Raw genomic sequence first — 21,986 nt, 5'->3', positions numbered from 1 at the left:
TCCGGGATGATCGGCGTATGAAACGCATGAGCGTCGCCCTGGTGGTGGCCGGCCTGCTGAGCGTCTCGATCCCCGGCGGCACCGTGCACGCGGCCCCCAAACCGGAGTCCCTCGACTCCGTCATCAAAGCGATCAAGAAGCAGTTCGCGAAGAACAGCAGCGTGCGCTTCTCCGTCAAGCGACACGGCGGGCCCCCGGCCACCTGGGACATCAAGGCGTCCGGTGCGTACCGGTTCAAGGCCTCAGGCGTGTACGCCGCCGACACCACGACGATCTCCCAGGAGGTAGGGGGGACAGGCCGGTCCCGGGAAATCAGCATCGGCCGGGAGTTCTACTCACAGGCCTACGTGCGTTCCAAGGACGGCAAGTACACCTGGAAGTCGCCGTCGACGGTGGGGAAATGGACCTACGGGCGGAACCTGGCCGGGGTCATCTGGGGAGAAGACCTGATCAACGGGATCAACCCGGGCTTCCTCAAACTGGGCGCCTCCCACGGCGCGACCAGCACCGACGGCGGAACCTTCGAGGGAGCGAAGACGACCCTCCACAGCGGCACGGTGACGGTCCCCCGGCTGGATGAGAGGCAGGCCGGGATGTACTTCGAGACCGAAAAGGAAGGCGACAGCTCATGGGAAGGGCCGATCACCTGGAAACTCTGGGTCGGTCCGGACGACCTGCCGAGACGATTCCACGCCATCATCCGGTTCACCCACCCGGAGGGCGGCGACACCTACACCATGACGATGAACATCATCTATCGAGGATGGGGAAAGCCCGTCAAGATCACGGCCCCGCCCAAGCACCTCATCACCGACGACCGGTGATCGAGAATCTGTGGCTGCTGTCTGGCGGCAGAGTCGCCTTGGGCACGAAGGCATGCTGTTCCTCCCCCGCCGCCCGCCGGTAGTCGAAGTTCTCCCATCGGTTAGGTGACGGATCGAAGCCCTATGTCGATCACGGCGACCCGCTCTGCCAGGACGCCCCACGATTCGGGCATGCCGACCCGCGCGTCCAGGACCCACAGGACACTTCGCTCGCCGGGCCGAACCACCATCGAGCAGGCGACGATGGTACGGCCCAACTGACCGCGCATCGAACCTGCGACGTGCCGGGCCCCTCAGTCGGCCAGGTAGGAGATCGAGCGAACCTCGTAGCCGGCGTTCCTGGAGCCGCGTACGTGCATCAGCATCGCACCGCCCTCATAGGAGTAGGCACACGAGTAGCCCTGCCGCTCCCTGCTGCACCCCTGGAAGAAGTGGGTGACGCCGCGCGGGTCGTACTTGACCTTGAACAGCTTCTGCACCGTGGCGGAGGTGGCGACCTCGAGACCGCCGTACTCGTCGCCGCGCTTCCAAGCGGCGAAGAGGTGCTTGGCCACGATGGGCGGCTCAGTGATGTGCCGCGACAGGTAAACCTTGCTGACCTTCGAACCGGTGACCACCATCGCGATGCCGTCAAGCCCGCCGGGCACGCGCACGCTTGTGTGCACGAACCGGCACACGTTACCGGAGCAGCCGTCGAAGCGGTCGGGCGCGCGATAGACATAAGTGAAGATCGCCTTGACCGCGGCGGGCGTAGCCACCTTCGCGGCACCCGCGCGATCGGCGGCCAGCCAGGCGCGGAACAGCTTGTCCGCCACCTTACCGGGCGCGGGCGCCCCAGCCGAGACAGGAGCGGCCAAGGCGGAGCCGGTGGAGGCGAGCGTCAATGTCGCGACCGCAGAAAGAGCGGCGCCGAGAACCAGTCGTTTGAACACGCTGCGACGCTAAAGGGAGCACCTTGCGCAGGGATTGAGCCCGGCTTGCAACGGTCCGGGCGGCTTGCGATGGTTGCTACCACCCAGCCGGCACACGCTCATGATGCGGCTCAGCATGGCGTTGAGCCCGGCGAGACGCTGATCAGACCTCGTGAGGCATCCGAACGCGCGCCCAGATAACGGCCGAAACACCCGGACACGCGCTCGAACCCCATGGAACGGCTGGAATCGAACGACGAGCCGTCAGGTCCGGGCCACCCGCTCCGCGTTGACCGCCTGGACGACCTCCTGAATGTGCTGCCTGCTCCCCGGGTCGAGAACGGCCCGAGCCAGAAGGGCGCCGGTGGCGTCGCGCCGCGTCGCCCAAGACGGCCTCGTCCGCGACCCCCCGCAGCGCCATCGAGGCCTTGCCGCCGTGCCCGGCGGCCGTCACCCAGCCCCTGGACAGGTCGAGCTTGCTGCGCAGCCTGCCGCGCACAGCATCGGCGATGGCCACCAGGTCACCGGTCACTTCCGCTCCTTTTCCGCTTCTGCTGCATGCTCCTTCATCCGGCCCTCGAACAGCGGGTCGTCCCGCTCCCTGTCCCAGATGGGCAGGTCGGCCATCATGCCGTGCAGTTCGTCGACGGTTTGCTGATCGAGGGGCAGCTCGTTCACCGCCGCGAGGTCGGCGACCAGCAGAGGAAGCTGGACCGCGTTCTCGGTGGGTACGACGATGTCGGCCGCTATCTCGAAGAGCTTGCGAGCGCCGTCGTAGGGCTCAGGGGCAACCTCGGACTCATCGGATCCCTCATCGTGGCCCGTCACGAGTTGCCGGTCCAGGCCGCGCCCGTACATTTCTTTCAAGGTCCACAGAAGCTGCCCGGGAGGCACCCGGGGGCCGAGCCTGGCCACATGGATGAGCCAATATCTCACTGCGGAGTACAAGGCATCTTCCCGTTCCGTCCGGTCACCGAAGATCGCCTGGCACAGATTGACGGGTTCCTTGAGCAAGGCGTTCCAGCGGGCGGCGGGCCTCGTCTGAGTCGACTCCAGGGAGGGCGGCGGGATCCGTAAGCGCCTTCCGGGCCCCGCAAAGGCGGGGCTGAACACGAAGTCAGCCACCTTGACCAGAAAAGAGCTGTTCGTAGGGCGTCCCGGTAGCGCCTACAAGCCGACCCGCCAGATTCCCGGACCGGGCGCGGCCGATTCCGGACACATCGCCAGACGGGGACAGTCAGCGCTCGGGCCAGGTGGTGCGCACCTCCACCTCGCCTGCGAACAACCAGGCGCCGCCGACCGGCTCGACGGTGATGCGGACATAGCGGGCGGTGTTCAGCCCGAGGAGACCGTACATGAGGGCCTGGTCGGCGTCCCCGGTCGCGGGGGCGGCCACCAAGCCCTCCCCCGCTGGCACTTCCAGACCGGCGCCCGGGGTGAGTACGGGTCGTTCGGTCCTCATCGCGTGTGGGACCGGCGATGCGGTTGGTGGTGTCAGAGACGCAGCTTGCGGTGTCCGGGGCCGGCCGGGATGTAGTGGGCGGACCGGCGGGCCCTGCGGAGGAGGTATGGCGGACACGGGTTCCCAGCGCGCCGATCGTCGACGCGATCTCCTGGGCAGGTTGGTGGTTGTAGATGATGTACGGGCGAAGCCCGTGCCGCTGTGGTCTTCCGAGCGGAATTTTGTCTAAACCGACGTCCTTTACAAAGTAGATTTCCTAGGAGGCGGGAGCGCGCACCACAGCCGAACCCCACCGCCGCTCATCCCACCGACGTCAGGCCCACTCCGCCCCAGCCCCAGCCCGAGCCACGCCACGGTGACAGGCTCGACACCGCCCGCTCGATGAGTTCGGCCAGCAGCGCGTGCAGGCTCTCGCCTTTGTTGAGCTGCCGGGAGATCTTGCGGCGGTAGACCGGATCGGACATATAACGGGCAGCGTGGATGGCCCGCCGCATCCGCCCCCACTCCTTCAACGCCGCCGCCAGGGTGTTCTGCCAGGAAGCCGCCGACCATTTCCCCACCATCAAAGACGCGGTCGCCTCTCCGAACTTGAGCGACCGGCCATCCGCAGCATGGTGATCTTCCCCGGCCCACGGATGCGCGGGGTGAGGGCCTTGCCGACCAGGTCGAACAACCCGAAGTTGACCATGTTCGTTATGTGGACAAGTCAAGTTGATGTCCGAAGTTCAGAAGACGGGCTCGGTTGGTGTCCTGTCTCACCTGACTTGAGGCAGTCTCATCGATCAGTCGCGGAGTTCGCCTTCAAGGAGGCCCATAAGGATCATGTCGTGCCACTTGCCATCACGACGGAAGCACTCGCGGACGCGGCCCTCCTCGACGAAGCCCACCTTCTCGTAAACGCGGCGCGCTGCGGTGTTCTCTGCCGCGAGGTCCAGAGTGATCCGGTGCAGGCGCATTTCGTTGAAGCCGTACCTGCACATCAGGCGTATCGCCTCAGTGGCGTAGCCACGACCCCAGACATCCTTTTCGCCAAGCTGGATATCCAGCTCAGCATTCCCGACCTCCGGCTTGGCGTCCCTGAGCCGGACGAACCCGACGGCACGCTGATCGTGGAGCGACTCGATGATGAACCGGCAGTTCTCGTAGCTGTTGCGCGGCGCCGCTGCCAACCGCTCCTGCGCCTGCACGAACGACTCGGGATAGCCGCTGCTCATCCAGCGCACCACCTCGGGGTCGTGACTCCAGCGCCATAGGCTCTCGAAATCCGTGGGTTCGACGGCGCGTAGGCGGACAAGCGTTCCAGTCAGCATCGCCGAGTTCTACCAGCGTGCGATCCGGACAATCAACTCGCTTCACTCTCCCATCCCACGAAGGAGGCGGTGCGACCGTCCTCGGCGACAGCGCCTTCGACCTGGTACGCCGGCCAGGTGGGCCGGCGCCGTCGCGCGGGTCAGGACAGCGTCAGTTCCAGGTAGGGGTGGTTGTCGATCGCTTCCTTGCTGGAGAAGGGGGTGAACGGCCCGTACGCCGTGGCGGTGGACGCGATCGCGAGGCCGACGTCCTGCCCGGCGGCGAGCTGGTCCTGGACGAACGCGGTCACGTCGACGGTGTGCCAGGACGCGGTGGTGCCGTGCTGGGAACGCGGAATCCTCGTCACCTCCGCGGCCAACGCCAACGCGGTGCCCGTCGCGGAGTACACCCTCGCCGCGATCCTGCACAGCGGCAAACGCGTGAGCGCCTTCGCCGAGGCGTACCGGCGGCGGGGCGCCGACCCCGCGTGGCGGGAACGGATGACCGCCGGGTCGAACTACGGTCGCGTCGTCGGCATCGTCGGCCTGTCGCACACCAGCTGGCGGTGGCACGCCTGCTGCAGGCCTTCGACCTCACCGTGCTCGTGAGCGACCCGTACGCCACAAAGGCGGACGCCGAGGACCTCGGCACGACCCCCGTGCCGCTGCCCGACCTGCTGCGCCGCAGCGACATCGTGACCCTGCACGCGCCGTCACTGCCTGGGACCCGCGGCCTGCTGGACGCCGACCGCCTGGCTCTGCTTCCCGACCACGCCACGGTCATCAATACCGCCGGGGGCAGCCTGATCGACACCGACGCGCTCACCGCCGAATGCGTGAGCGGGCGGCTCAGCGCGATCCTCGACGTCACCGACCCGGAACCACTGCCGATCGGCTCACCGCTGTTCGGGCTGCCCAACGTGCAGCTCACGCCGCACATCCCGGCGCGGGTCAGCCCTTGACCGCGCCGGCGCTCAACCCCTGGATGAGAAAGCGCTGGACGTACGCGAAGAGCACGACCACGGGCGCGACGGCGATCAGGCCTCCGGCGGCGAGAGCGCCGAAGTCGCTGCCGAACTCGCCCAGCAGGTAGCTCAGCCCGACGGGCACGGTGAACCGGTCCTGGGAGCTGATGAACATGATGGCGAACAGGAAGTTGTTCCACGCGCTGATGAACGCGAAGGACCCGACGGCGACGATCCCGGGCTTCAGCAGCGGCAGGACGACCGCGCAGAACGCCCGGATCCGGCCGCACCCGTCCACCTGAGCCGACTCCTCCAGGGAGACCGGCACATTTCTGATGAAGCCCGCCATGAGGACGAGGGAGAGCGGCAGGTGGAAGACGGTGTCGGCGATGATCAGGCTCCATAGGCTGTTCGTCAGATAGAGCCCGTTGAAGATCTGGAAGAGCGGGATGAGCATCATGGCGCCCGGGATGAACTGGGTGCACAGCATGATGACCAGGAAGACGTTCTTGCCGCGGAAGCTGAGGCGGGCGAGCGCGTACCCCCCGAGCATGCCGATCACCGTCGACACGACGAGGCTGGCCACCGCGACGGCGATGCTGTTGCGGAAGTAGACGCCGAAGCCCGAGCCCTCCCAGACCCTCTCGAAGTTCTCCAGCGTGATGGGCCACGGCACGAGGGCCGTGGAACCCGTCGGCCGGAAGGCGAACAGCACCATCCAGTACAACGGGACGAGCGTGAAAAGCAGGAACAACGTCAGCGGCACCCACAGCATCAGGCGGTCGCCCACCGAGCGCCGTCGCTTGCGGGCCGCGTGCGCGCCGGTCGCGTGCCGGGTCGGTGGTGCCGCCGGGGCCGGCCCGACGTCGTCGCGGGTGGCGAGGCTCACTTGCCCTCCTTGGAATCGCCGGAGCTGATGCGCAGATAGACCAGGGACGCGAAGGTCAGCAGCAGGAACGCCGTGACGGTGAGCGCGGAGCCGTAGCCGAAGTCCTGGTCGTGGATGGCGGTCTGGGCCACGTAGAGCGGCAGCGTGGTCGTCGAACCCGCCGGGCCGCCGGCGGTCATCGTGTACAGCAGGTCGACGTTGTTGAACTCCCACACCGCCCGCAGCAGCGTGGCGATGACCACGGCCCTGCGGATGTGCGGCCAGGTCACCGCCGAGAACCGGCGCAGCGGCCCGGCGCCGTCGACGCCCGCCGCCTCGTACAGCTCCAGCGGCACCGACTGCAGGTCGGCGAGGATGAGGATGGCGAAGAACGGGATGCCCTTCCACAGCTCGGCGAGGATCAAGGCCCAGAAGGTCGTGTCGGGATCCGACAGCAGGGAGGTCCCGTACTCGCCGATGCCCATGGACGCCAGGTAGTGCCCGATCCCGGTGGTGGGGTTGTAGAGCAGGATCCAGATCGTCGTGGTGAGGATGCCCGACACCGCCCATGGGCTGAAGGCCAGGGCGCGGGCGAGCCCGCGGCCCACGAAGGTGCGGTTCAGCACCAGCGCCAGCGCCAGGCCGAGCACGAACTGCAGCGCCACCTCCACGAACACCCACTGGCCGGTGAAGCGCAGGCTCCGCCAGAACTGCTCGTCGGCCAGCATTGCCCGGTAGTTGTCCAGGCCGGCGAACCCGTCGTCGAGTGGCCGGGTGAGGTTGTGGTGGCGCAGGCTCTCCCAGAAGACGCTGAGCACGGGATAGAGCAGGAAGACCAGCACCAGCACGACGGCCGGCGCGATCAGCAGGTACGCGTGCCCGGTCCGGGACCCGGTCGGCCGGCGCACCGGTTCGGCGGTCGTGGAACTCATCCGTGCTCCTTGTCGTACTTGCGCTTGGCCGTGGTCAGGGCCGCGGCCGCGGCGGTGAGGAAGTCACGGGACGTCAGGCTGCCCTGCAGCACCTTCTGCCACTCCGGAAGCAGGTCGGTGACGGTGATGGAGGTGAATTCCGGCAGGTAGTAGGGCAGTTCCAGGGTCACGACGCCGGGCTTCGCGGCGGCGTCCAGCGCGGCCTTCATGGCGGCGTTCTCGGTCACCCACTGCTCTTTCGCGACCGTCGTGTTGCCCGGGAGGTATCCGGACTTCTGGGCCCAGAAGCTGTTGCCCTCGGGCTCCATCGTGTAGGCGAGGAACTTCCACGCCTCCTCCTGGTGCTCGCTCGCCTGGAACATCGCGAACCCGGTCGTCATCCAGCCGGTCAGCACCTGGCCGTCCGGCCCGGGGAAGGGCGCGACGGCGCCGACCTTCTCGGCTCCCAGGGCGGCGACGTGGTTGGGGTAGGAGCCGATGCTGTGGCTCAACATGGCCGCGCCGCCGTTGCCGAACTGGGCCACCATGGTCTTGAAGTCGGCGGTCAGATCACTGCGCGCGGTCTGCTTGCCGAACAGGGCCACGTACTTCTCGCAGGCGGCGATGACCGCGGGGTCGTCCAGCGTGGAGGACCCGTCCTCGCGGAAGAACGTACTCACGCCCGCGCGTGGATAGACCATCTGCACGAACTGGCTGAAGAAGCCGTTGCCGCCGCGCAGCGTGTAGCCGAAGCGGCCGGAGGAGGCGTTGGTGAGACGGCTCGCGGCCGCGTCGAAGTCCGCCCAGGTGGCCGGCGGCTTCAGCCCGGCCTCCTGGAACCAGTCGGCACGATAGTAGATCACGTCGGCGAGGCTGGTGGTGGGCGTCAGGTACAGCTTGCCGTCGGGGGCGGCGGCCCGGGTGGACTTGAGCATCTGCTCGGAGATGTGCTGTTCGAGGCCGGCCTTCTTGACGCGGTCGTCCAGGGGAGCGAGCGCGTTCTGGGCCACCAGGGCCGCGAGGTCGGACGCCTTCGGGGTGAGCAGGTCGGGTGTGGAGCGCGTGGCGATCGCGGTGTTGATCTTCTGCATGTACTGGTCGGTGGGCAGGCCCAGGTAGTTGATGCGGATGCCGGGGTTCTTGGCCTCGAACATCGAGATCAGCTTCTTGAGGTTGGCCGTGCGCTCCGGGCGGGTGTCGGTGTCCCACAACTGCAACGTGACGGCGCCGCCGCTGCCGCCGCCTGAGCCGTCGCAGGCGCTCACCGCGGACGCCAGACCCATGGCGACGCCGGCCCGTGCCGCCGTCCGGATGAAGCCGCGCCGGGACAGGGCGTGCGGGCCGAGGATCTCGGCCGGGTGGTGCTGACGGGTCATGGGTCTTTCCTCTCGTTCACCAAGAACTGCGCTCCGCTGTGCGGTTGCCATACGGTACATGAGATATGAGATTTAGGGTATGGTCGGTTCTATACAACGGGCCTTGTGCCCTCCGATCCCACCCCGGCGGCCAGACGGAGCGCCGGCCGTGGCGGTCGACGACAAGTGAAGGAGCGCGGGTGAGTGAGACAGCGTTGGGCGCGATCAAAGCGTCTTCGAGGACGGCCCTCGTCCTCGAAGCGCTGCGTCGCGGCATTCTGAGCGGCGAGCTGCCGGCCGGGCGTGCGCTCGTGGAGGTGGAGCTCGCCAGCCGTTTCGGTGTCTCCAAGACTCCGGTGCGCGAGGCGCTGAAGACGCTCAGCGGCGCCGGCCTGGTCACCATCAGCGAATACACCGGGGTGACGGTCCGCAAGGTCGACGAGCGCCTCACCCGCAGCGTGTTCGACGCCCGGTGCCTGATCGAGCCGGTCGCGGTGCGGCGAAGCGTCGAGGCGGGGCTGCGCGACGGCGGCAGGCTCGCCCGCGAGGCCCTGCGCAAGGCGGAGGAGACCACGGACGAGGTGACCCGCAGCCTCGCCAACCGCGACTTCCACCGCGCCCTCTACGCCGACTGCGACAACGAGGTGCTGGTCGGGGTGCTCGACCAGCTGCGCGACCAGACGGCCCTCATCTCCGTCAACGTCTGGTCCCAGCGTCCCTCCTGGGAGGACGAGGCGCAGGAGCACCAGCAGATTCTCGAGGCGGCACTGAACGGGGAGGCCGAAGAGGCGGCCCGGCTCGTGTTGCAGCACATCAGCGTGTTCCAGGAGCGGGCGCTCCAGCAGATCAAGGAGGCCGGCCGTGAGGTTCGGTGAGCTCTCCCGGGCCCTGCGCGACGTCGTCGCCATCCCGGTCACGCCCTATGCCGACGGCGTCCCCGACCTCGCGCTGTACCGTGCGCTGCTGCGCCGCCTGATCGACGCGGGCGTCAAGGTGCTCACCCCGAACGGCAACACCGGCGAGTTCTACGCCCTGAGCGCCGAGGAGCGGCTTCAGCTGATCACGGCCGCCGCGGAGGCCGCGCAGGGAGAGGCGCACCTCCTGGCCGGGATCGGCCTCGACGTCGCCACCGCCGTCGAGGAGGCCCGCCACGCGGCGGCGCACGGCATCCGGATGGTCATGGTGCACCAGCCGGTGCACCCGCACGTGTCGGCCCAGGGCTGGCTCGACTACCACAGGGAGATCGCCGAGGCGGTGCCGGACCTGGCCCTGGTCCTCTACCTGCGCAACGCCTGGGTCGACGGCCGGCTGCTGGCGCGGCTGGGCGACCTGTGCCCCAACGTGATCGCCCTGAAGTACGCCGTCGCGGACGTCAACCGTTTCGCGCAGCTACGCTCGGAGGTGGGCCCCGACCGGTTCGTCTGGATCGCCGGGCTGGCCGAGCCGTACGCGCTGTCCTACGCCGTCCACGGGGCCGAGGGCTTCACCTCCGGGCTGGTGAACGTCAACCCCGCCTTCTCGCTCCGGCTCAGGGACGCCCTGCGCGAGGAGCGCTATCCGGCGGCGGAGCGGATGCTCCACGACATCGCGCGGTTCGAGCACCTGCGCGCGGTCGACGCCGGAGCCAACAACGTCAGCGTCGTCAAGGAGGCGATGCACCAGCTCGGCCTGTGCGACCGCGCGGTCCGGGCGCCGAGCACCGTCCTCGGCGAACCGGAACGGCAGGAGGTCGCGCGGATCCTCACCGAGTGGGCGAAGACCGACGACCTCGGGCCCCTGCCCGTGGCGGCGTCATGAGGATCAGCGGCCTGCGCTCGTTCGTGCAGCGCGTCGGCGATCGTCCCCGGGTGCTGGTGCGCGTCGACACCGACGAGGGCGTCAGCGGCTGGGGCGAGGCCTACAACCACGGCCCCGACCTGGCGCTCGGCCCCCTGCTCGACTACCTCGGCGGGCAGATCAAGGGTGTGGACCCGCGGCGCGTGGAATACGTGTCCCAGCTCCTCCTCCGCACCGCCAGGTTCCCGCAGGGGGCGCTCGGGCTGGCGGCGATCGCCGCCATCGACCACGCGCTGTGGGACATCACCGCCAAGGCGCTCGGCGTGCCCGTCTACCAGGTGCTCGGTGGCGCCGTACGGGATCGGGTGCGCGTCTACTGCGGGCTCTACTCCGCGCCCGACCCCGACGAGTGCCGCCGCCAGACCACCGAGCTGCACCGGAGCCACGGACTCACCGCCTTCAAGCTGAGCCCGTTCCGTACGGACCTGCACGCCAGACGCTGGGGCCTCGTCGTCGCCGAGACCGCGGAATGGGCTCAGGAGGTCAGGCGGTGCTGCCCGGAGGAGTTCGACTTCGCCTTCGACGCGCACGCCAAGATCTTCGAGCCCTACCAGGCGGTTCAGCTCGGCAACGCCCTGGCGCCGATGGACCCGCTCTTCCTGGAGGAGCCGCTCCGCCCGGAGCACTTCGCCTCCTGGGGCTACCTGCGCCAGCAGTTGGAGGTGCCCCTGGCCACCGGGGAGAGCCTGTACTCCCCCCACGAGTTCCTGAACCTGCTCACCCACGGGGGCGCCGACATCGTCCAGCCGGACATCTGCGTGGTGGGCGGCATGTCCCAGATGCGGCGCATCGCGACCCTCGCCGAGACCTTCAACACCATGGTGGCGCCCCACAACCCGATGGGGCCACTGGCCACCGCGCACAACGTGCACTTCGCCGCGGCCTGCAGCAACTTCTCGATCCTGGAGTACAAGCCGGAGACGACGAGGTGGTGCCCGGACCCGTACGTGCCGGTCGACGGGCACCTGGAGCTGCGGCCCGACCGGCCCGGCTGGGGGATCACCATCGACGAGGACGCGCTGGCGGAGGACGACTACGTGCACTGGGAACGCCGGGTTCCCGTCCGGCCGGACGGGTCCCTCGCGTTCTGCTGACACCGGATTGCAGCTCCGCCGTTGGCCGCACAGTCCCACAGGCCCGGAAGCCGCAGGTCAGCGCATGTAGTACATGTGCAGGGCATTGTCGTAGGTGATGAGAACGGGGGCTGCGGCGGTGTGGTTGGAGACGGCCATCCGCTGCATGGGAACCTCTGTGCCGGTTCCGCCGGGCGCGCTGCGTTGCAGGTAGTAGCCGTCTTCGCGGCGGTGGACGAGGTTGAGGCGGCGGTCGTAGGTCGCGCACGCCTTGGCGCTCTGGGAGCGCTCGGTAGGGGCGTACCCAGCTCCTGGCCAGCCGGGGGAATACCCACCTTGGTAGTAGTTCTGCCACCAGCCGCCGTCTTCCGACTGGTGGGTGCACCACACCACGTTGAGATCGCCCCTGATTCCTGCGGTCATGCCAGGACCGGTGATACTGCGCTCCCTGCGTACGTAGTGGTTTTCTCCTCCGCTCCAGGTGCTGCCGTCATAGACGATGTAGTACAGGATGCCGTCGGTGCCGCGGTAGACGCATACGAGTGTGGTGCCGTCCACCATGGTGGCCAGGGCGGGGGCGTGGGTGGTGAGGCGTTCGCCGATGGGGACGGGCGGGCTCCACACCTCGTCCTTGAAGGTGGTGTGGTGCAGGGCGTCGTCGGGGGTGCGGTAGACGCAGTGGAGCAGGCCGCCGGCGGAGGCGAGGGCGGGGGCGTCGTAGCTGCGGGCGTTGAAGGGCTGGCCGGCGCGCCAGTCGATGCCGTCGTTGGAGACCGACCATTGCAGGCGGTCCCCGATCAAGGGGGTGTGGACGCAGTACAGGCGGTCGTTGTGCACGGCCATGCCCGGGATGGTGATGCCGGAGTGGAGGTTGACCGGTACGGATGGGCCCCAGCCGTCGGCGGTGGTGTAGCTGGTGCGCATCATGTTGGTCATCATGCGTGCGTTGAGGTTGCCGCGCACGTAGAGGTTGGTGACCTCCAGGTCGGGGACGGTGACGGTGACCATCGCGGTCAGGGTGCGCTCCACGGTGGAGTTGCCGGACTGGGCGATGCCGCGCAGGTAGAACGGGGTGGTCTGGCGGAGGTTGTTGACGGTGTAGGTGCGCACGTCGGTGACGTCGACTTCGGCGGTCCCGTACAGCAGCCGGTAGGTGGCGCCTGAGGAGGCCTCCCAGGTGAGGGTGACGCTGCCGGAGTGTTCGAGGGTCAGGGGGGCGGCCTTGAGATTGGACAGGCGGAAGTCGGGCGGGAACTTGCCGACGGAGAGCAGATCGATGTCGTCCTTCCAGGCGGCGTTGCCGCGCCGCCAGGAGACGGTGATGTTGAGGGGGACGGTGCCGACGGCGCGGTTGACGGGGATGTTGCGCAGTTGGATGGTCGCGCCGCTGCCGGGGTCGATGACCGCGCTGCCGCCGGGGGGTGTGAAGACGATCTGCTGTTCCTGGGGGTCGTGTGAGGGTGTCCAGCTCGTGCCCTGCTGGTTGAGGGTGGCTTCGATCTGCTCCAGGTGCTCGGTGAGGGAGTGGGCGTGCGGTCCGACGGGGAAGCCGACGGTGATGCGGCGGACGTCGATGGGGTTGAAGTTCATGGCGCTGGCGACGATGACGATGTCGCCGCGTTCCAGGGCACCTTGGGCGGGCGAGACCCTCAGCGGGTCGGGGTCGGTGTTGAGGTCGTAGACGAGACCGGACTGACCGCTGGAGGAGGCCGAGGGGCTGTCGGTGGAGGCGACGGACTGGGAGACGGTCAGGCTCATCGGGCGGCTCCGTTCTGGTTTCCCCCATCGGCGTCCTGGCCGTCTGCGGGATCGGGGGTGCTGTCGGTGAAGGCGGGGACGTCGCTCAGGCCGGCGCTCAGGACGTCGCTCAGGACGAGGAAGCCGGAGCGGATCTGCGGCCGGTGGAAGGAGGCTGCGGTGGGGTCGGGGGTGGTCATGGGCAGGTTGCGCCAGCCGTCGGCGGTGGGTTCTGACCAGGTCCAGGTGCCGGTCGCGGTGGCGGGGGCGGGCGTGAGCGCGCTCCCCCGGGCTTCGGCGGCCAGCAGTGGCCCGGCGCGGAAGCCGACGGCCATGCGCGACAGTGCGGTGGCGGTGAACTCCTGGGGGATGTGGACGGTGCCGGTGGGCAGGATGTCGGTGGTGGCGTGGATGGGCACCCGCGGGTCGACGAGCAGGGTGGCGGTGATCGGGGCGCCGGTGACGGAGACGGTGATGGACGGTTCGCCGTCGATGGGGATGGGCCGCAGGTAGCCGCCGTGGTCGCCGACCGGTGCGATCGTGGTGTGCAGGTGGGTGTAGTCGTCGTTGAGGACGACGCCGATCAGGCCGTCGTCGGTCCGCGCGGGCTCGCCCAGACGGACGAACCACTCGTAGGAGGGCACCTCGGGGGGCGGGGGGTCGGCGACCTGGGTCCAGCCGACGGTAGTGCGTACCGGACCGAGCAGTTCCAGGTCCAGGCGCGTGCGGACCAGGGCGGCGGGACGGCCGAGCAGGAAGCCCAGGCCGGCGTCGGCGGGGCCGTCCGGGTCGATCGTCGTCAGTGCCGCGTCCACGGTGGCGCGCACGGACGCCAGCACGGCCGGACCGCGGCCGCGGATGGCGTCGAGGAACGCGTAGGTGTGCGGCAACATCTCGCGTAGCTGCTCGAGCTCGCGTACGTGCGAGCCGGGCAGGGGCGCCCAGGCGACGGCGCGGTCACCGTCGGGGGCCAGGACGTCCCGCAGTTCGCCCAGGGCGCGGCCGTCGGGGTCGAAGCAGGCCAGGGCGCGGTCGAGGCGGTTGTTGAGCAGCCAGGCGCATACCGGGTTGGCGCCGGGGGTGACGGCGATGTCGTCGTCGCGGTCACTGGCCAGGAAGTCGAACCGCAGCCGGGCCGGCTGGAGCAGGCGCGGGCCGAACTCGATCAGCCGGTCGGAGGCGATGTCATCGACGGGGGTCTCGGGGATCATCGTGTCCGGCAGCACCGGGGTGAAGTGGCGTTCGTCCTCGATGAGGTTGACCGCGCGGCCGAACCGGTCGACCACCGACAGCCGGGTGAAGGCCAGTTGCCCGGCACGCAGTTCGTGGTAGCGCGAGTCCTGCCATTCCTGTCCGGGATACTTCGGCGGGATGCCGGGGACGGGCGGGGAAATGTCCGTGGGGCCGATGAGGGCTTCGACGCCGGCCGGGGGGCGGCGGCCCGCCCGGGGGTCGCGTTGGCGCAGCATCGCGCCGAACCCGTCCAGGGACTGCGCCAGCAGGTCCTCGCGGCGGACGGTCTCGCGCAGCCCGCGCACCAGGTCGTCCGGCAGGTCGGTGCGGTGCGCGGTGTGGGCGTCGATCTGTCCGGCCAGCGCGTGCCCCACGCTGGGGGTGAGGATCTGCCGGCCCATGACCTCGACCGCGTCGGGGATGTCGCCGTCGCCGTCCCAGATGTAGCGGGTGCCGTCGAACCGCCAGCGGCGCCGGCCGGCTTCGGTGTAGGCCAGCGGCGTGTAGCTGGCCTTCCACATCAGGAACAGCGGCTGCCAGGGCTGCCGCCACAGGTCGATGCCGTATTCGGGCGGGGCGCCGATGGTGTCCCCGGCGCTGATGGGGCCGCTTGGGCGGGCGCGGGCGAGGATGAAGAACTCGGTCAGCGCCGCGGGCAGCAGTTCCGGCAGGCCGCTGGTGGGCACGGCCCGCACTTCGGCGCGCACGTCGTTCTCGGTGATCAAACGGACGGCCCGGACCAGCCGGTCGGCGGGACGGCACGGCAGCGCCGACCCGCGGGTGAGCGGCGCGTTGAGGTGGGCGCCGTGCAGCACCACCACCGGGTCGGTGGCGTGGTGGAAGGGTGGTGCCGGGACGCGTTCGAGGACGCATGCGGAGCGCAGCCCGGCCCGGTCGGCGTAGGCGGCCGCGTCGGCCGCCAGCTCCTCGGGCGTCTCGCCCCAGGGCAGAACCTCGCGTGCCGTCCGAATGCGGCGGATGAGGGCGGCGGCACGCCCGGCTGCGCCGGAGGAGAAGTCGGGGTCGAGCTCGTCGTCGAGGATGGCGTCGACGTCCGGGTGGCGGCGAGCCGCCTGCGACAGCGACCACAGGTCGAACAGGCGGTCGCGCTCCCCCGCCAGGGCGCGTACATCGGCGTCGTGCTCGGCCTGCAGGCGGTTGAGCTCGGCGACCACCTGCTGCTCGCGTACGCGGTGCTGGGCCAGTGTACGGCTGCGGGCCTCGGCGTCGTCGTGGTCGACCACGCGCCAGGCGAAGCCTCCCGGGGAGGTCCCGAACCCTGTGTCGTGAGCGGCCTGCGCGACCAGCCCGTCACCGGCGCCGTCGGCGCGGTCCAGCGCGCCGAGGCAGCCCAGCGCGAAAGCGCGGAACAGCCGCGAGTCCTCGGCGTCCAGGACGCCTTCAGCCTCGCCGGGCAGGGCGGCGACCGCTTCGGCGGAGCTGTTGCCCACGCACACCGCGATGTTGTCCGGCCCAGGGCAGTCCGACTCCGGCACAGGCCCACCCGGCTGCCACACCAGGTTGAGCACGCTGCCGGTGTACAGGGTGCGCGCCACCTCGCTGGTGGCGGTCGGCGCGCTCCACCGCAGGCGGTCCAGCCACTCGTGCAGGCTCTCCTCGCCGGCTCTGGCGGCGATGTCGGCACCGGGATGGGAGTACCAGCCGGACACGTGGTAGGACAGCGTCGCGTCTCTGGTGACATCGTCGAGCGGGTCGTGCAGCGAGAACACGTTGTGGTTGTACGGCTGGAAGGCCGCGAAGGTCAGCAGGCCCGACCCGATCGCGGTCAGGAACGGCTCACGGGCGTCGTCCGGTTCCCTCCAGGGGTTGTCCTGGGTGAGTTCGACGGCGCGGCCGAGGAAGGTCGCCTTCGGCTCCTGTCCGGAGCTCGGGTCGAGATAGGACACGGTGCCGGGGGTGACGCCCGGCCCGTCGTCACGGCTGCCGAGGTAATCGCTGTGCACCAGCCAGGTGCGTGGCGTCTGGAGACCGAGACGGCGTACGACCAGCCACCGGTTGGGCACCAGCGGGAAGTCGCCGATGCCCTCGGCCTCGTCGTGCCGGCCACGGGTCAGCGCCTGGGGTAGCTGCCACTGCAGGTAAACCCCGCACCGGCCGGGGTCGTCGCTCCAGTCCTCGAAGGTGAACGGCACCGGTTCGGGCGGCAGGTTGTCCTCGGCCACGGCGCTGAAGTCGGCCTGCCAGCGCTGCCAGATGAAGCTGCCGTCGGTGATGCGGGTCTGGTCGTTGACCGCCAGCGCGGCGACCTCGACCGGGACCACCAGAGTGTTGGCCGCGGTCATCGCCGGCCCTGTCGAACGCCCGGTCGTGTTCATGGACGGGAGAACTCCTGAAACTGAGGGGCCTTGATCATTTGCAGGGCGAACTGCGCGGAGGTGAGCCGCTCGATCTCGTGAGCGCGCGAGAGGGCGGGCAGCAGCGCATCATCGGTGCCGTCGACGTTGAGCACGTCGTGGCCACCCGGCCGCAGGAACCGCGCGAACCGGTCGTCGGTCGGCTCCTCGGGGAACTCGCCCAGCCTCGCGCCCACGTCCGGACCGGAGATCTTCCGCCGCTCGATGGTGCCGATGTCGCTGAACCCGAAATGCAGGCCCTGCGGCGGCTCGGCCATCGTGAAGCAGTCGATCACCTGCGGGTAGAGCATCAACAGCACGTCATGCCCGTACACCGCGCGCCGCACCGGCTCGACCACGGTGTCCCCGCGGAAGGCCGTCATGATGATCTTCGGCCAGTTCGGCACCAGGTCGGACCGCAGCAGCAGCACACACGGCGGCGGCTCGGCGACCTGCGCGGCGAGCGCGTTCAGATCGGCGTCCAGGGCATGGCCCACCCCCACGCTGAGCGCGCCGTCGACGGCGGCGCGTATCCACCCGGGGTCGGTGTAGGCGAACCGCAGCGACTCGACCGGCAGCATCGCCTCGTCCGGCACCAGGTGCTCGAACGGGATCGTCTCCAGCATCGGCAGCCGCCCCAGCCACGCCGCGACCGGTTCGAGCTCCTGCGCGAGCACTTCGCGCAGCACCGCCCGCGTGTCCGCCTGCGCCACGGCCGCGCGCAACTGCACCGCACCCACAGGACTGGACGCGCCGGCCGATCGGGCGCCTGCCCGGCGGGTGCGCCGCCCGGCGGCGGCCGCCGCCCCCGCAGCGGACAGCATCTGGCCGAACCGGCGCCCGGACTCGGCGGTCAGCAGCCGGTCGAACGCCTCGCGCGCCGCCCGCCCGGACAACTCCCCCGCCGTCACCGACCGCCCGAGCGCCCTTCGGCCGGCGACTCGCCGCACCACGCCGCGCGCCGCCTTGCGGAACTCCATCAGCGCGGTACGGAACTCCTCATCGCCCAAGCACAGCTGCCGCCCCAGGCTGAACGCGGCCGCGTACCCGGTGTCGAACACACCGTGTTCCTCCAGGTAGGTCAGCGCCTCACCCGCGGACTCCAGCCGGGAACGCCCCTCGGCGGGGCCGGGCAGCGGCTGCGCGCGCTGCGCGGTCAACGGCCCGCGGTAGAACGCCACCGACCGCTCGCCGGAGTCCAGCACATGCGCGAGTGCCGCCGCGCCCGCCCGCAGCCGTTCGGCGACCTCACGCCGCGCGGGCTCCGACCCGGCCGGATCCGGCACCCGTCGGCGCAGCAGCAGGTCGGGCCGGGCATCCGGGCCCGTGGCGAGGTTGTGCGCCAGGTCACCGAAGCCGACCCCGGTGTCATTGGCGGACTCGAACGTCCACGACCACAGCGAGACCATCCGCAGCCCCGCGGCCGGCGGGGCGCTCGCGCCGTCCAGGTAGCGCTCGAATCCGTCGAAGGAGAGCAGGTGTACGACGTGCATGCCGCCGTCCACGGAGGGGAAGCGGTTGGCCACCACTACCGCGTTCAGCTCGTCCAGCTCTGGCTCGGGTTCGTCGCCCGAGCGGTTGTGCGTGGCGTCCGGCGGCCCGCCTTCGCGCAGGTGGGCCAGTGCGGCCATGTCCTTCGCCGTCGGCGCGATCGCGGAGAACAGCTCACCGGGCACGCGGATGGTCGTGCACGCCCTGTCCCATTCGTCGTCGAAGATGTACTCCGGCGCGATATGCGGCGGCTGTCCGGGCAGGGCGCCGTCCAGCAGCCCGCGCACGGTCTGCACGTCGACCATGCCCGTCGCCAGCGGGTCTCCCGGGAGTTCGTCTTCGCGGAAGACCAGCAGGGCCATCCATGGCGTCGCCCTGTCCGTCCCCGGCAGGCGCCGCAGCCACGGCAGCGCCGCCGTGTCCAGGGTGATGTGCGGCAGCACCTGGCTGTAGAGGCCGCTGGCCCCTGGCAGCGGATAGCACGCCTGCACGTCCGTGGCCGCGATCTCGAACCGCAGTTCCCGTACGTCGAACAGTTGCCGGTGCGTGGGCAGGCTCGCCCCGGTGGCATCCAGGCTCTGGTCGACGCGGATCTCGTGCCTGCCCGCGTACAAGGCGGGGATGCGATGGTCGAACAGGCGCATCCGGTGCTCGACACTGCTGATTCTGCTCATGACCGATGTGAAGCCTTTCTCCACCGGTGAGGTGGTCAGCCGATGGGGACGAGCTGCGGAGCCGCGGTGAAGGCGGACTCGGCCGCACGGGCGTATCCGGGCAGATCTCGATCCACCGCCCCCACCTCCACCCCGGCAGCGGCCAGCGCGGCCACCAGTGCGGCCCGGGCGGAACGCTGCGGCGCGGCATCGACGGTGGAGCGGATACGGTCGATCGCCTGCCCTCCGGGCAGCCGCACCGGAGTCGGCCCGGTGGGACGAGCGTTCGCGTCCAACGGCAGCACGCCGGGATCCATCCGATCGAACTTGAGGTGCTCGGCCGAGACGTACCCGGTGCTGCCGCCGTTGTCCGCCGCCGGGGACGCCAGCTCAACGCCGGTCAGTTGGTTGCGGATCAGTTGCGCCCCGTCCGGCGGCAGCGAAGTCGGCGACCCGGTCCCCCACAGCGACCGCGGCACCGCCGAGCGGTGGAACCGTCTCCCCCACCCGCCCAGGGACAGCGGCTCCCCCTCCAGCAGCAGTGCGACCACCTGCTTGGCCGTGCGGTCCCGCTCGCCCATCGGCCGCACCCCGACCCGGTCACCGCGCTGCACCGGCGAGGTGGACAGGCTGTCGACGTACATCTCGGTGATCGGCACCGAGGAGTCCACGGTGAACGCGAAACCCGCGGAGGAGACCAGCCACGCGCCGCCCGCGCCACCGACCCGCCCTTCGTCGCTGATCAGTCCCGCACCCGGGTGAATACGCACCAGCCCGCCAGGCGGCGGCAGCATTCGCGTGAACTCCCCCCAGTCCAGGAGGTCGTCCTCGGCGCTGCGCTCGGCCCCGAAACCGATGGTGAACTCGATGAACCACAAGTGGACCGTGGCCTCCCCACCGGTCGGGGGCCCGTACAGCCGCAGGCTCGCCCCGATCTCGATGGTGATCGTCAGCGTCACAAATATGATCTTGATTCGGGCCTGCACGCCGATGCGCACGCTGATGCCGATGTCGAACGCGAACGGCTCCCACTGGATCAGCGCGTCCGCCTGCGCGGTCAGCCACGCCCGCAGGATGCCCGAATGGAACCGCACATCCAGGCTGCCGCCGAGCATCACCGCCGACGGCGTGACCGCGAAATAGGCGCTGCCGCTGACGGTCACGCTCCCCGTCAGGTCCCAGTCGAAACCCAGGCGCGCAGGCACCGGGTAGTGCGCCGGCGGCTTGTAGTTGGGGTGGTAGCCGCCCAGGCTCAGGACGAAGTCGCCCGCCTGGGGGCTGGAGCCGTACCACACCGCCAGCGTCGCCCCGCCGCGCAGCCTGCAGTTGGGGTCGATCACGAACGACGCCGGTGTCAACGCCGCCGACAGCCGCATCTCCCCCGCGTTCGGCTTCAGCACCGCCTCCAGGGCGATCTCCGCCTTCGCGAACTTCCTGCCCGCCTTGCGGGGCAGCTCCGCACTTCCCACGCCCAGCAGCGCGATCGTCAGATCCGCCCCGGTCTGCACCATCGCCAGCGCCCGGCCGAACACCACATCGAAGCAACTGAACGCCAGGCCCGCGGCGACCCACACTTCGCCCTCGGCCGGCCGCACCCACGGGTCGTTCCCGCCGGTCAGGTTACGCAGCACCTGCACCGGGTCGCCGCCCGCGCCGCCGATCGCCCCCGGGTTGTCCAACGCCACCACGAACGGGAAATCGGCCACCTCCTCGATCGTGGGCTGCCGAACCCGGCTGTTCCAGCCCATTCCCAGCGCGATGCCGCGCACCTGGAACGGCGGCGGCCCGATCCCCTTGTCACGGCCGAGCGCGCCGAAAGCGAACATCGACGGCCGCACCCCGGACTCACCGGGCACGACGTAGGCTCCCACCGCGCTGCCGGTGACCAGCGTGCTCTCCACCAGCAGCACCCCGCCCAGCACCGTGCGGTACGGCGGCGACGCGGGCAGGGCCGTCAAGGTTCCCGTCACCGACAGCGGAGGCACCCGGTAGGAGACGGTGATCCCCTCGCCGTCACCCGGCGTCCCGATGCTCCACCCGAGCGGCTGCGCCCCCTGCGCGGCCGGTGCCAGCACCGTGAAACCCTCGCGCCCGGCCACCGCCGTCGGCACCCGCCGCGACGGCAGCGGCCGCGGCCGCTGCGGCTTCACCGGCAACGCCCGCCCCAGACCATCGCGCTCCGCACCACGCGCAACGTTGTGCCGGCCTCCGCGCACCGGCACCACGGCCGGACCCGGCAGCACCAGCCAGGAACCCGCCGCCAGGCCCTGGGGCAGCCGAGGCACCAGGTCGTCCAGCCCCGACGCCGCCTCCGCGAGGCCGTCCGCCGTCAGGTCGCGATCACAGCACACCACCCGCCACCGGCCACCGTCCCCGCCGCCGCCCTCCACGGCACAAAGCGAACCGGCGCTCTTGCGCACGGCAAGCCGGACTTCCGGGCCCCACCCGTCCAGCGCGAGCCCGTCGGCGCCCGCCCGCACCCGGAACCCACTGACCACCGCGTTCTCAGGCAGCCGCGCACACACGGCACCGACCCGCCCGGCCAACCACGCCGCAGGAATCCCCGGCTCCACGCCGTCCACCGACAGCGAGACACCGGCCACCTCACCATCGGCAGCGGTGAACTCCACCGACACCACCGCGGGCGCCGCACTCCTGTCCGCCAGCGCCGCGAACCCTCGTACCGCAAGCCGGGCCGGATCGCCGCCGTCCAGCCGCTCCATCCGCAGGCCGTCCCCGGCCCACAGTGCGCTCACCGGCTCCCACCACGGCCCCAACGCCGTAGCAGGCAGACTCAGCGCACCCTCCAACCGCGCGTCCTCCAGCAAAGCACGCAGATCATCCACCGTCGGCACGGCAACCCCTCCCCCATGGTCCGAACCACGCGCTCGCCGGCCACCGCGGTGCCGTGCGCCGCCTTGTGTCCCGAAGCCTCGCCGCCGGGCACACAGCGCGCGGCCGGCTCAGCTTCGCGCCGGTGAACCCCGGGTGCGTCTCGTCAAGCAGGTCGTCGATGACCCCGCC

Annotated in this window: 19 protein-coding genes; 6 read left to right on the top strand and 13 right to left on the bottom strand. The window is 70.1% G+C overall.

The window, feature by feature from the left end; translation table 11 throughout:
- The first annotated feature begins 17 nt into the window (after positions 1-17).
- Entirely contained in the window at positions 18-824 is an 807-nt protein-coding gene (locus tag H4W80_RS04605; RefSeq protein ID WP_192783922.1) for a hypothetical protein, read from the top strand.
- 293 nt (positions 825-1,117) lie between these two features.
- Here the strand turns inward: H4W80_RS04605 and H4W80_RS04600 are convergent, their stop codons facing one another.
- From H4W80_RS04600 to H4W80_RS62445, 6 genes are all read right to left on the bottom strand, one after another.
- Positions 1,118-1,756: a hypothetical protein gene (locus H4W80_RS04600; protein ID WP_192783921.1), complete on the bottom strand. Its 639-nt coding sequence runs from the start codon at positions 1,754-1,756 to the stop codon at positions 1,118-1,120.
- A gap of 507 nt (positions 1,757-2,263) precedes the next feature.
- Entirely contained in the window at positions 2,264-2,860 is a 597-nt protein-coding gene (locus tag H4W80_RS04595; protein ID WP_192783920.1) for a hypothetical protein, read from the bottom strand.
- Between the two features lie 112 nt (positions 2,861-2,972).
- Positions 2,973-3,131: a hypothetical protein gene (locus tag H4W80_RS04590; RefSeq protein ID WP_192783919.1), complete on the bottom strand. Its 159-nt coding sequence runs from the start codon at positions 3,129-3,131 to the stop codon at positions 2,973-2,975.
- Positions 3,132-3,496: 365 nt separating this feature from the next.
- Positions 3,497-3,907 carry a Tn3 family transposase gene (locus H4W80_RS04585; protein WP_225963235.1) on the bottom strand — a complete coding sequence of 137 codons (411 nt, stop codon included), beginning with the start codon at positions 3,905-3,907 and terminating at the stop codon, positions 3,497-3,499.
- Positions 3,908-3,979: 72 nt separating this feature from the next.
- Complete coding sequence (locus H4W80_RS04580) at positions 3,980-4,507, bottom strand: GNAT family N-acetyltransferase (protein ID WP_192783918.1); 528 nt, start codon at positions 4,505-4,507, stop codon at positions 3,980-3,982.
- Positions 4,508-4,647: 140 nt separating this feature from the next.
- Positions 4,648-4,797, bottom strand: a complete 150-nt coding sequence (locus H4W80_RS62445) for a hypothetical protein (protein WP_264085962.1) — start codon at positions 4,795-4,797, stop codon at positions 4,648-4,650.
- A gap of 25 nt (positions 4,798-4,822) precedes the next feature.
- On the opposite strand from H4W80_RS62445, the gene H4W80_RS60195 reads away from it, so the two are divergent.
- Positions 4,823-5,095: a Rossmann-fold NAD(P)-binding domain-containing protein gene (locus H4W80_RS60195; RefSeq protein WP_225966524.1), complete on the top strand. Its 273-nt coding sequence runs from the start codon at positions 4,823-4,825 to the stop codon at positions 5,093-5,095.
- Positions 5,053-5,448, top strand: coding sequence for an NAD(P)-dependent oxidoreductase (locus H4W80_RS60190; protein ID WP_318786699.1), 396 nt, complete (start codon positions 5,053-5,055; stop codon positions 5,446-5,448). The genes H4W80_RS60195 and H4W80_RS60190 overlap by 43 nt, the downstream gene beginning before the upstream one ends.
- On the opposite strand, the gene H4W80_RS63370 is transcribed toward H4W80_RS60190, so the two are convergent.
- Genes H4W80_RS63370 through H4W80_RS04560 form a run of 3 tightly spaced genes read right to left on the bottom strand, consistent with a single transcriptional unit; the run spans position 5,438 to position 8,606 of the window.
- Positions 5,438-6,340, bottom strand: a complete 903-nt coding sequence (locus H4W80_RS63370) for a carbohydrate ABC transporter permease (RefSeq protein WP_318786698.1) — start codon at positions 6,338-6,340, stop codon at positions 5,438-5,440. The genes H4W80_RS60190 and H4W80_RS63370 overlap by 11 nt on opposite strands.
- Positions 6,337-7,251, bottom strand: a complete 915-nt coding sequence (locus H4W80_RS04565; protein WP_192783917.1) for a carbohydrate ABC transporter permease — start codon at positions 7,249-7,251, stop codon at positions 6,337-6,339. The genes H4W80_RS63370 and H4W80_RS04565 overlap by 4 nt, the downstream gene beginning before the upstream one ends.
- Entirely contained in the window at positions 7,248-8,606 is a 1,359-nt protein-coding gene (locus H4W80_RS04560; protein WP_192783916.1) for an ABC transporter substrate-binding protein, read from the bottom strand. The genes H4W80_RS04565 and H4W80_RS04560 overlap by 4 nt, the downstream gene beginning before the upstream one ends.
- Positions 8,607-8,785: 179 nt before the next feature.
- On the opposite strand from H4W80_RS04560, the gene H4W80_RS04555 reads away from it, so the two are divergent.
- Genes H4W80_RS04555 through H4W80_RS04545 form a run of 3 tightly spaced genes read left to right on the top strand, consistent with a single transcriptional unit; the run spans position 8,786 to position 11,515 of the window.
- Positions 8,786-9,460 (top strand): GntR family transcriptional regulator, encoded by a 675-nt coding sequence (locus tag H4W80_RS04555; RefSeq protein ID WP_318786697.1) that lies wholly within the window; start codon positions 8,786-8,788, stop codon positions 9,458-9,460.
- Positions 9,447-10,382, top strand: coding sequence for a dihydrodipicolinate synthase family protein (locus H4W80_RS04550; RefSeq protein WP_192783914.1), 936 nt, complete (start codon positions 9,447-9,449; stop codon positions 10,380-10,382). Before H4W80_RS04555 ends, H4W80_RS04550 begins: the two co-directional genes overlap by 14 nt.
- Complete coding sequence (locus H4W80_RS04545; RefSeq protein WP_192783913.1) at positions 10,379-11,515, top strand: mandelate racemase/muconate lactonizing enzyme family protein; 1,137 nt, start codon at positions 10,379-10,381, stop codon at positions 11,513-11,515. Before H4W80_RS04550 ends, H4W80_RS04545 begins: the two co-directional genes overlap by 4 nt.
- A 57-nt stretch (positions 11,516-11,572) precedes the next feature.
- On the opposite strand, the gene H4W80_RS04540 is transcribed toward H4W80_RS04545, so the two are convergent.
- The 4 genes from H4W80_RS04540 to H4W80_RS04525 are packed head-to-tail and all read right to left on the bottom strand — an operon-like array spanning position 11,573 to position 21,718.
- Positions 11,573-13,252: a PLL family lectin gene (locus H4W80_RS04540; protein ID WP_192783912.1), complete on the bottom strand. Its 1,680-nt coding sequence runs from the start codon at positions 13,250-13,252 to the stop codon at positions 11,573-11,575.
- The gene (locus H4W80_RS04535) at positions 13,249-16,800 is read right to left on the bottom strand and encodes a hypothetical protein (RefSeq protein ID WP_192783911.1); all 3,552 of its coding nucleotides are present in this window, start codon (positions 16,798-16,800) and stop codon (positions 13,249-13,251) included. The genes H4W80_RS04540 and H4W80_RS04535 overlap by 4 nt, the downstream gene beginning before the upstream one ends.
- Entirely contained in the window at positions 16,797-18,983 is a 2,187-nt protein-coding gene (locus H4W80_RS04530; RefSeq protein WP_192783910.1) for a hypothetical protein, read from the bottom strand. Before H4W80_RS04530 ends, H4W80_RS04535 begins: the two co-directional genes overlap by 4 nt.
- Positions 18,984-19,018: 35 nt before the next feature.
- Positions 19,019-21,718 (bottom strand): DUF6603 domain-containing protein, encoded by a 2,700-nt coding sequence (locus H4W80_RS04525; protein ID WP_192783909.1) that lies wholly within the window; start codon positions 21,716-21,718, stop codon positions 19,019-19,021.
- Between the last annotated feature and the right edge of the window lie 268 nt (positions 21,719-21,986).

Source organism: Nonomuraea angiospora (assembly GCF_014873145.1).
In the GTDB taxonomy this organism is placed as follows: Bacteria; Actinomycetota; Actinomycetes; order Streptosporangiales; family Streptosporangiaceae; genus Nonomuraea; species Nonomuraea angiospora.
Note: the sequence above shows the minus strand (reverse complement) of the source record. Positions and strands in the feature narration are given on the sequence as shown.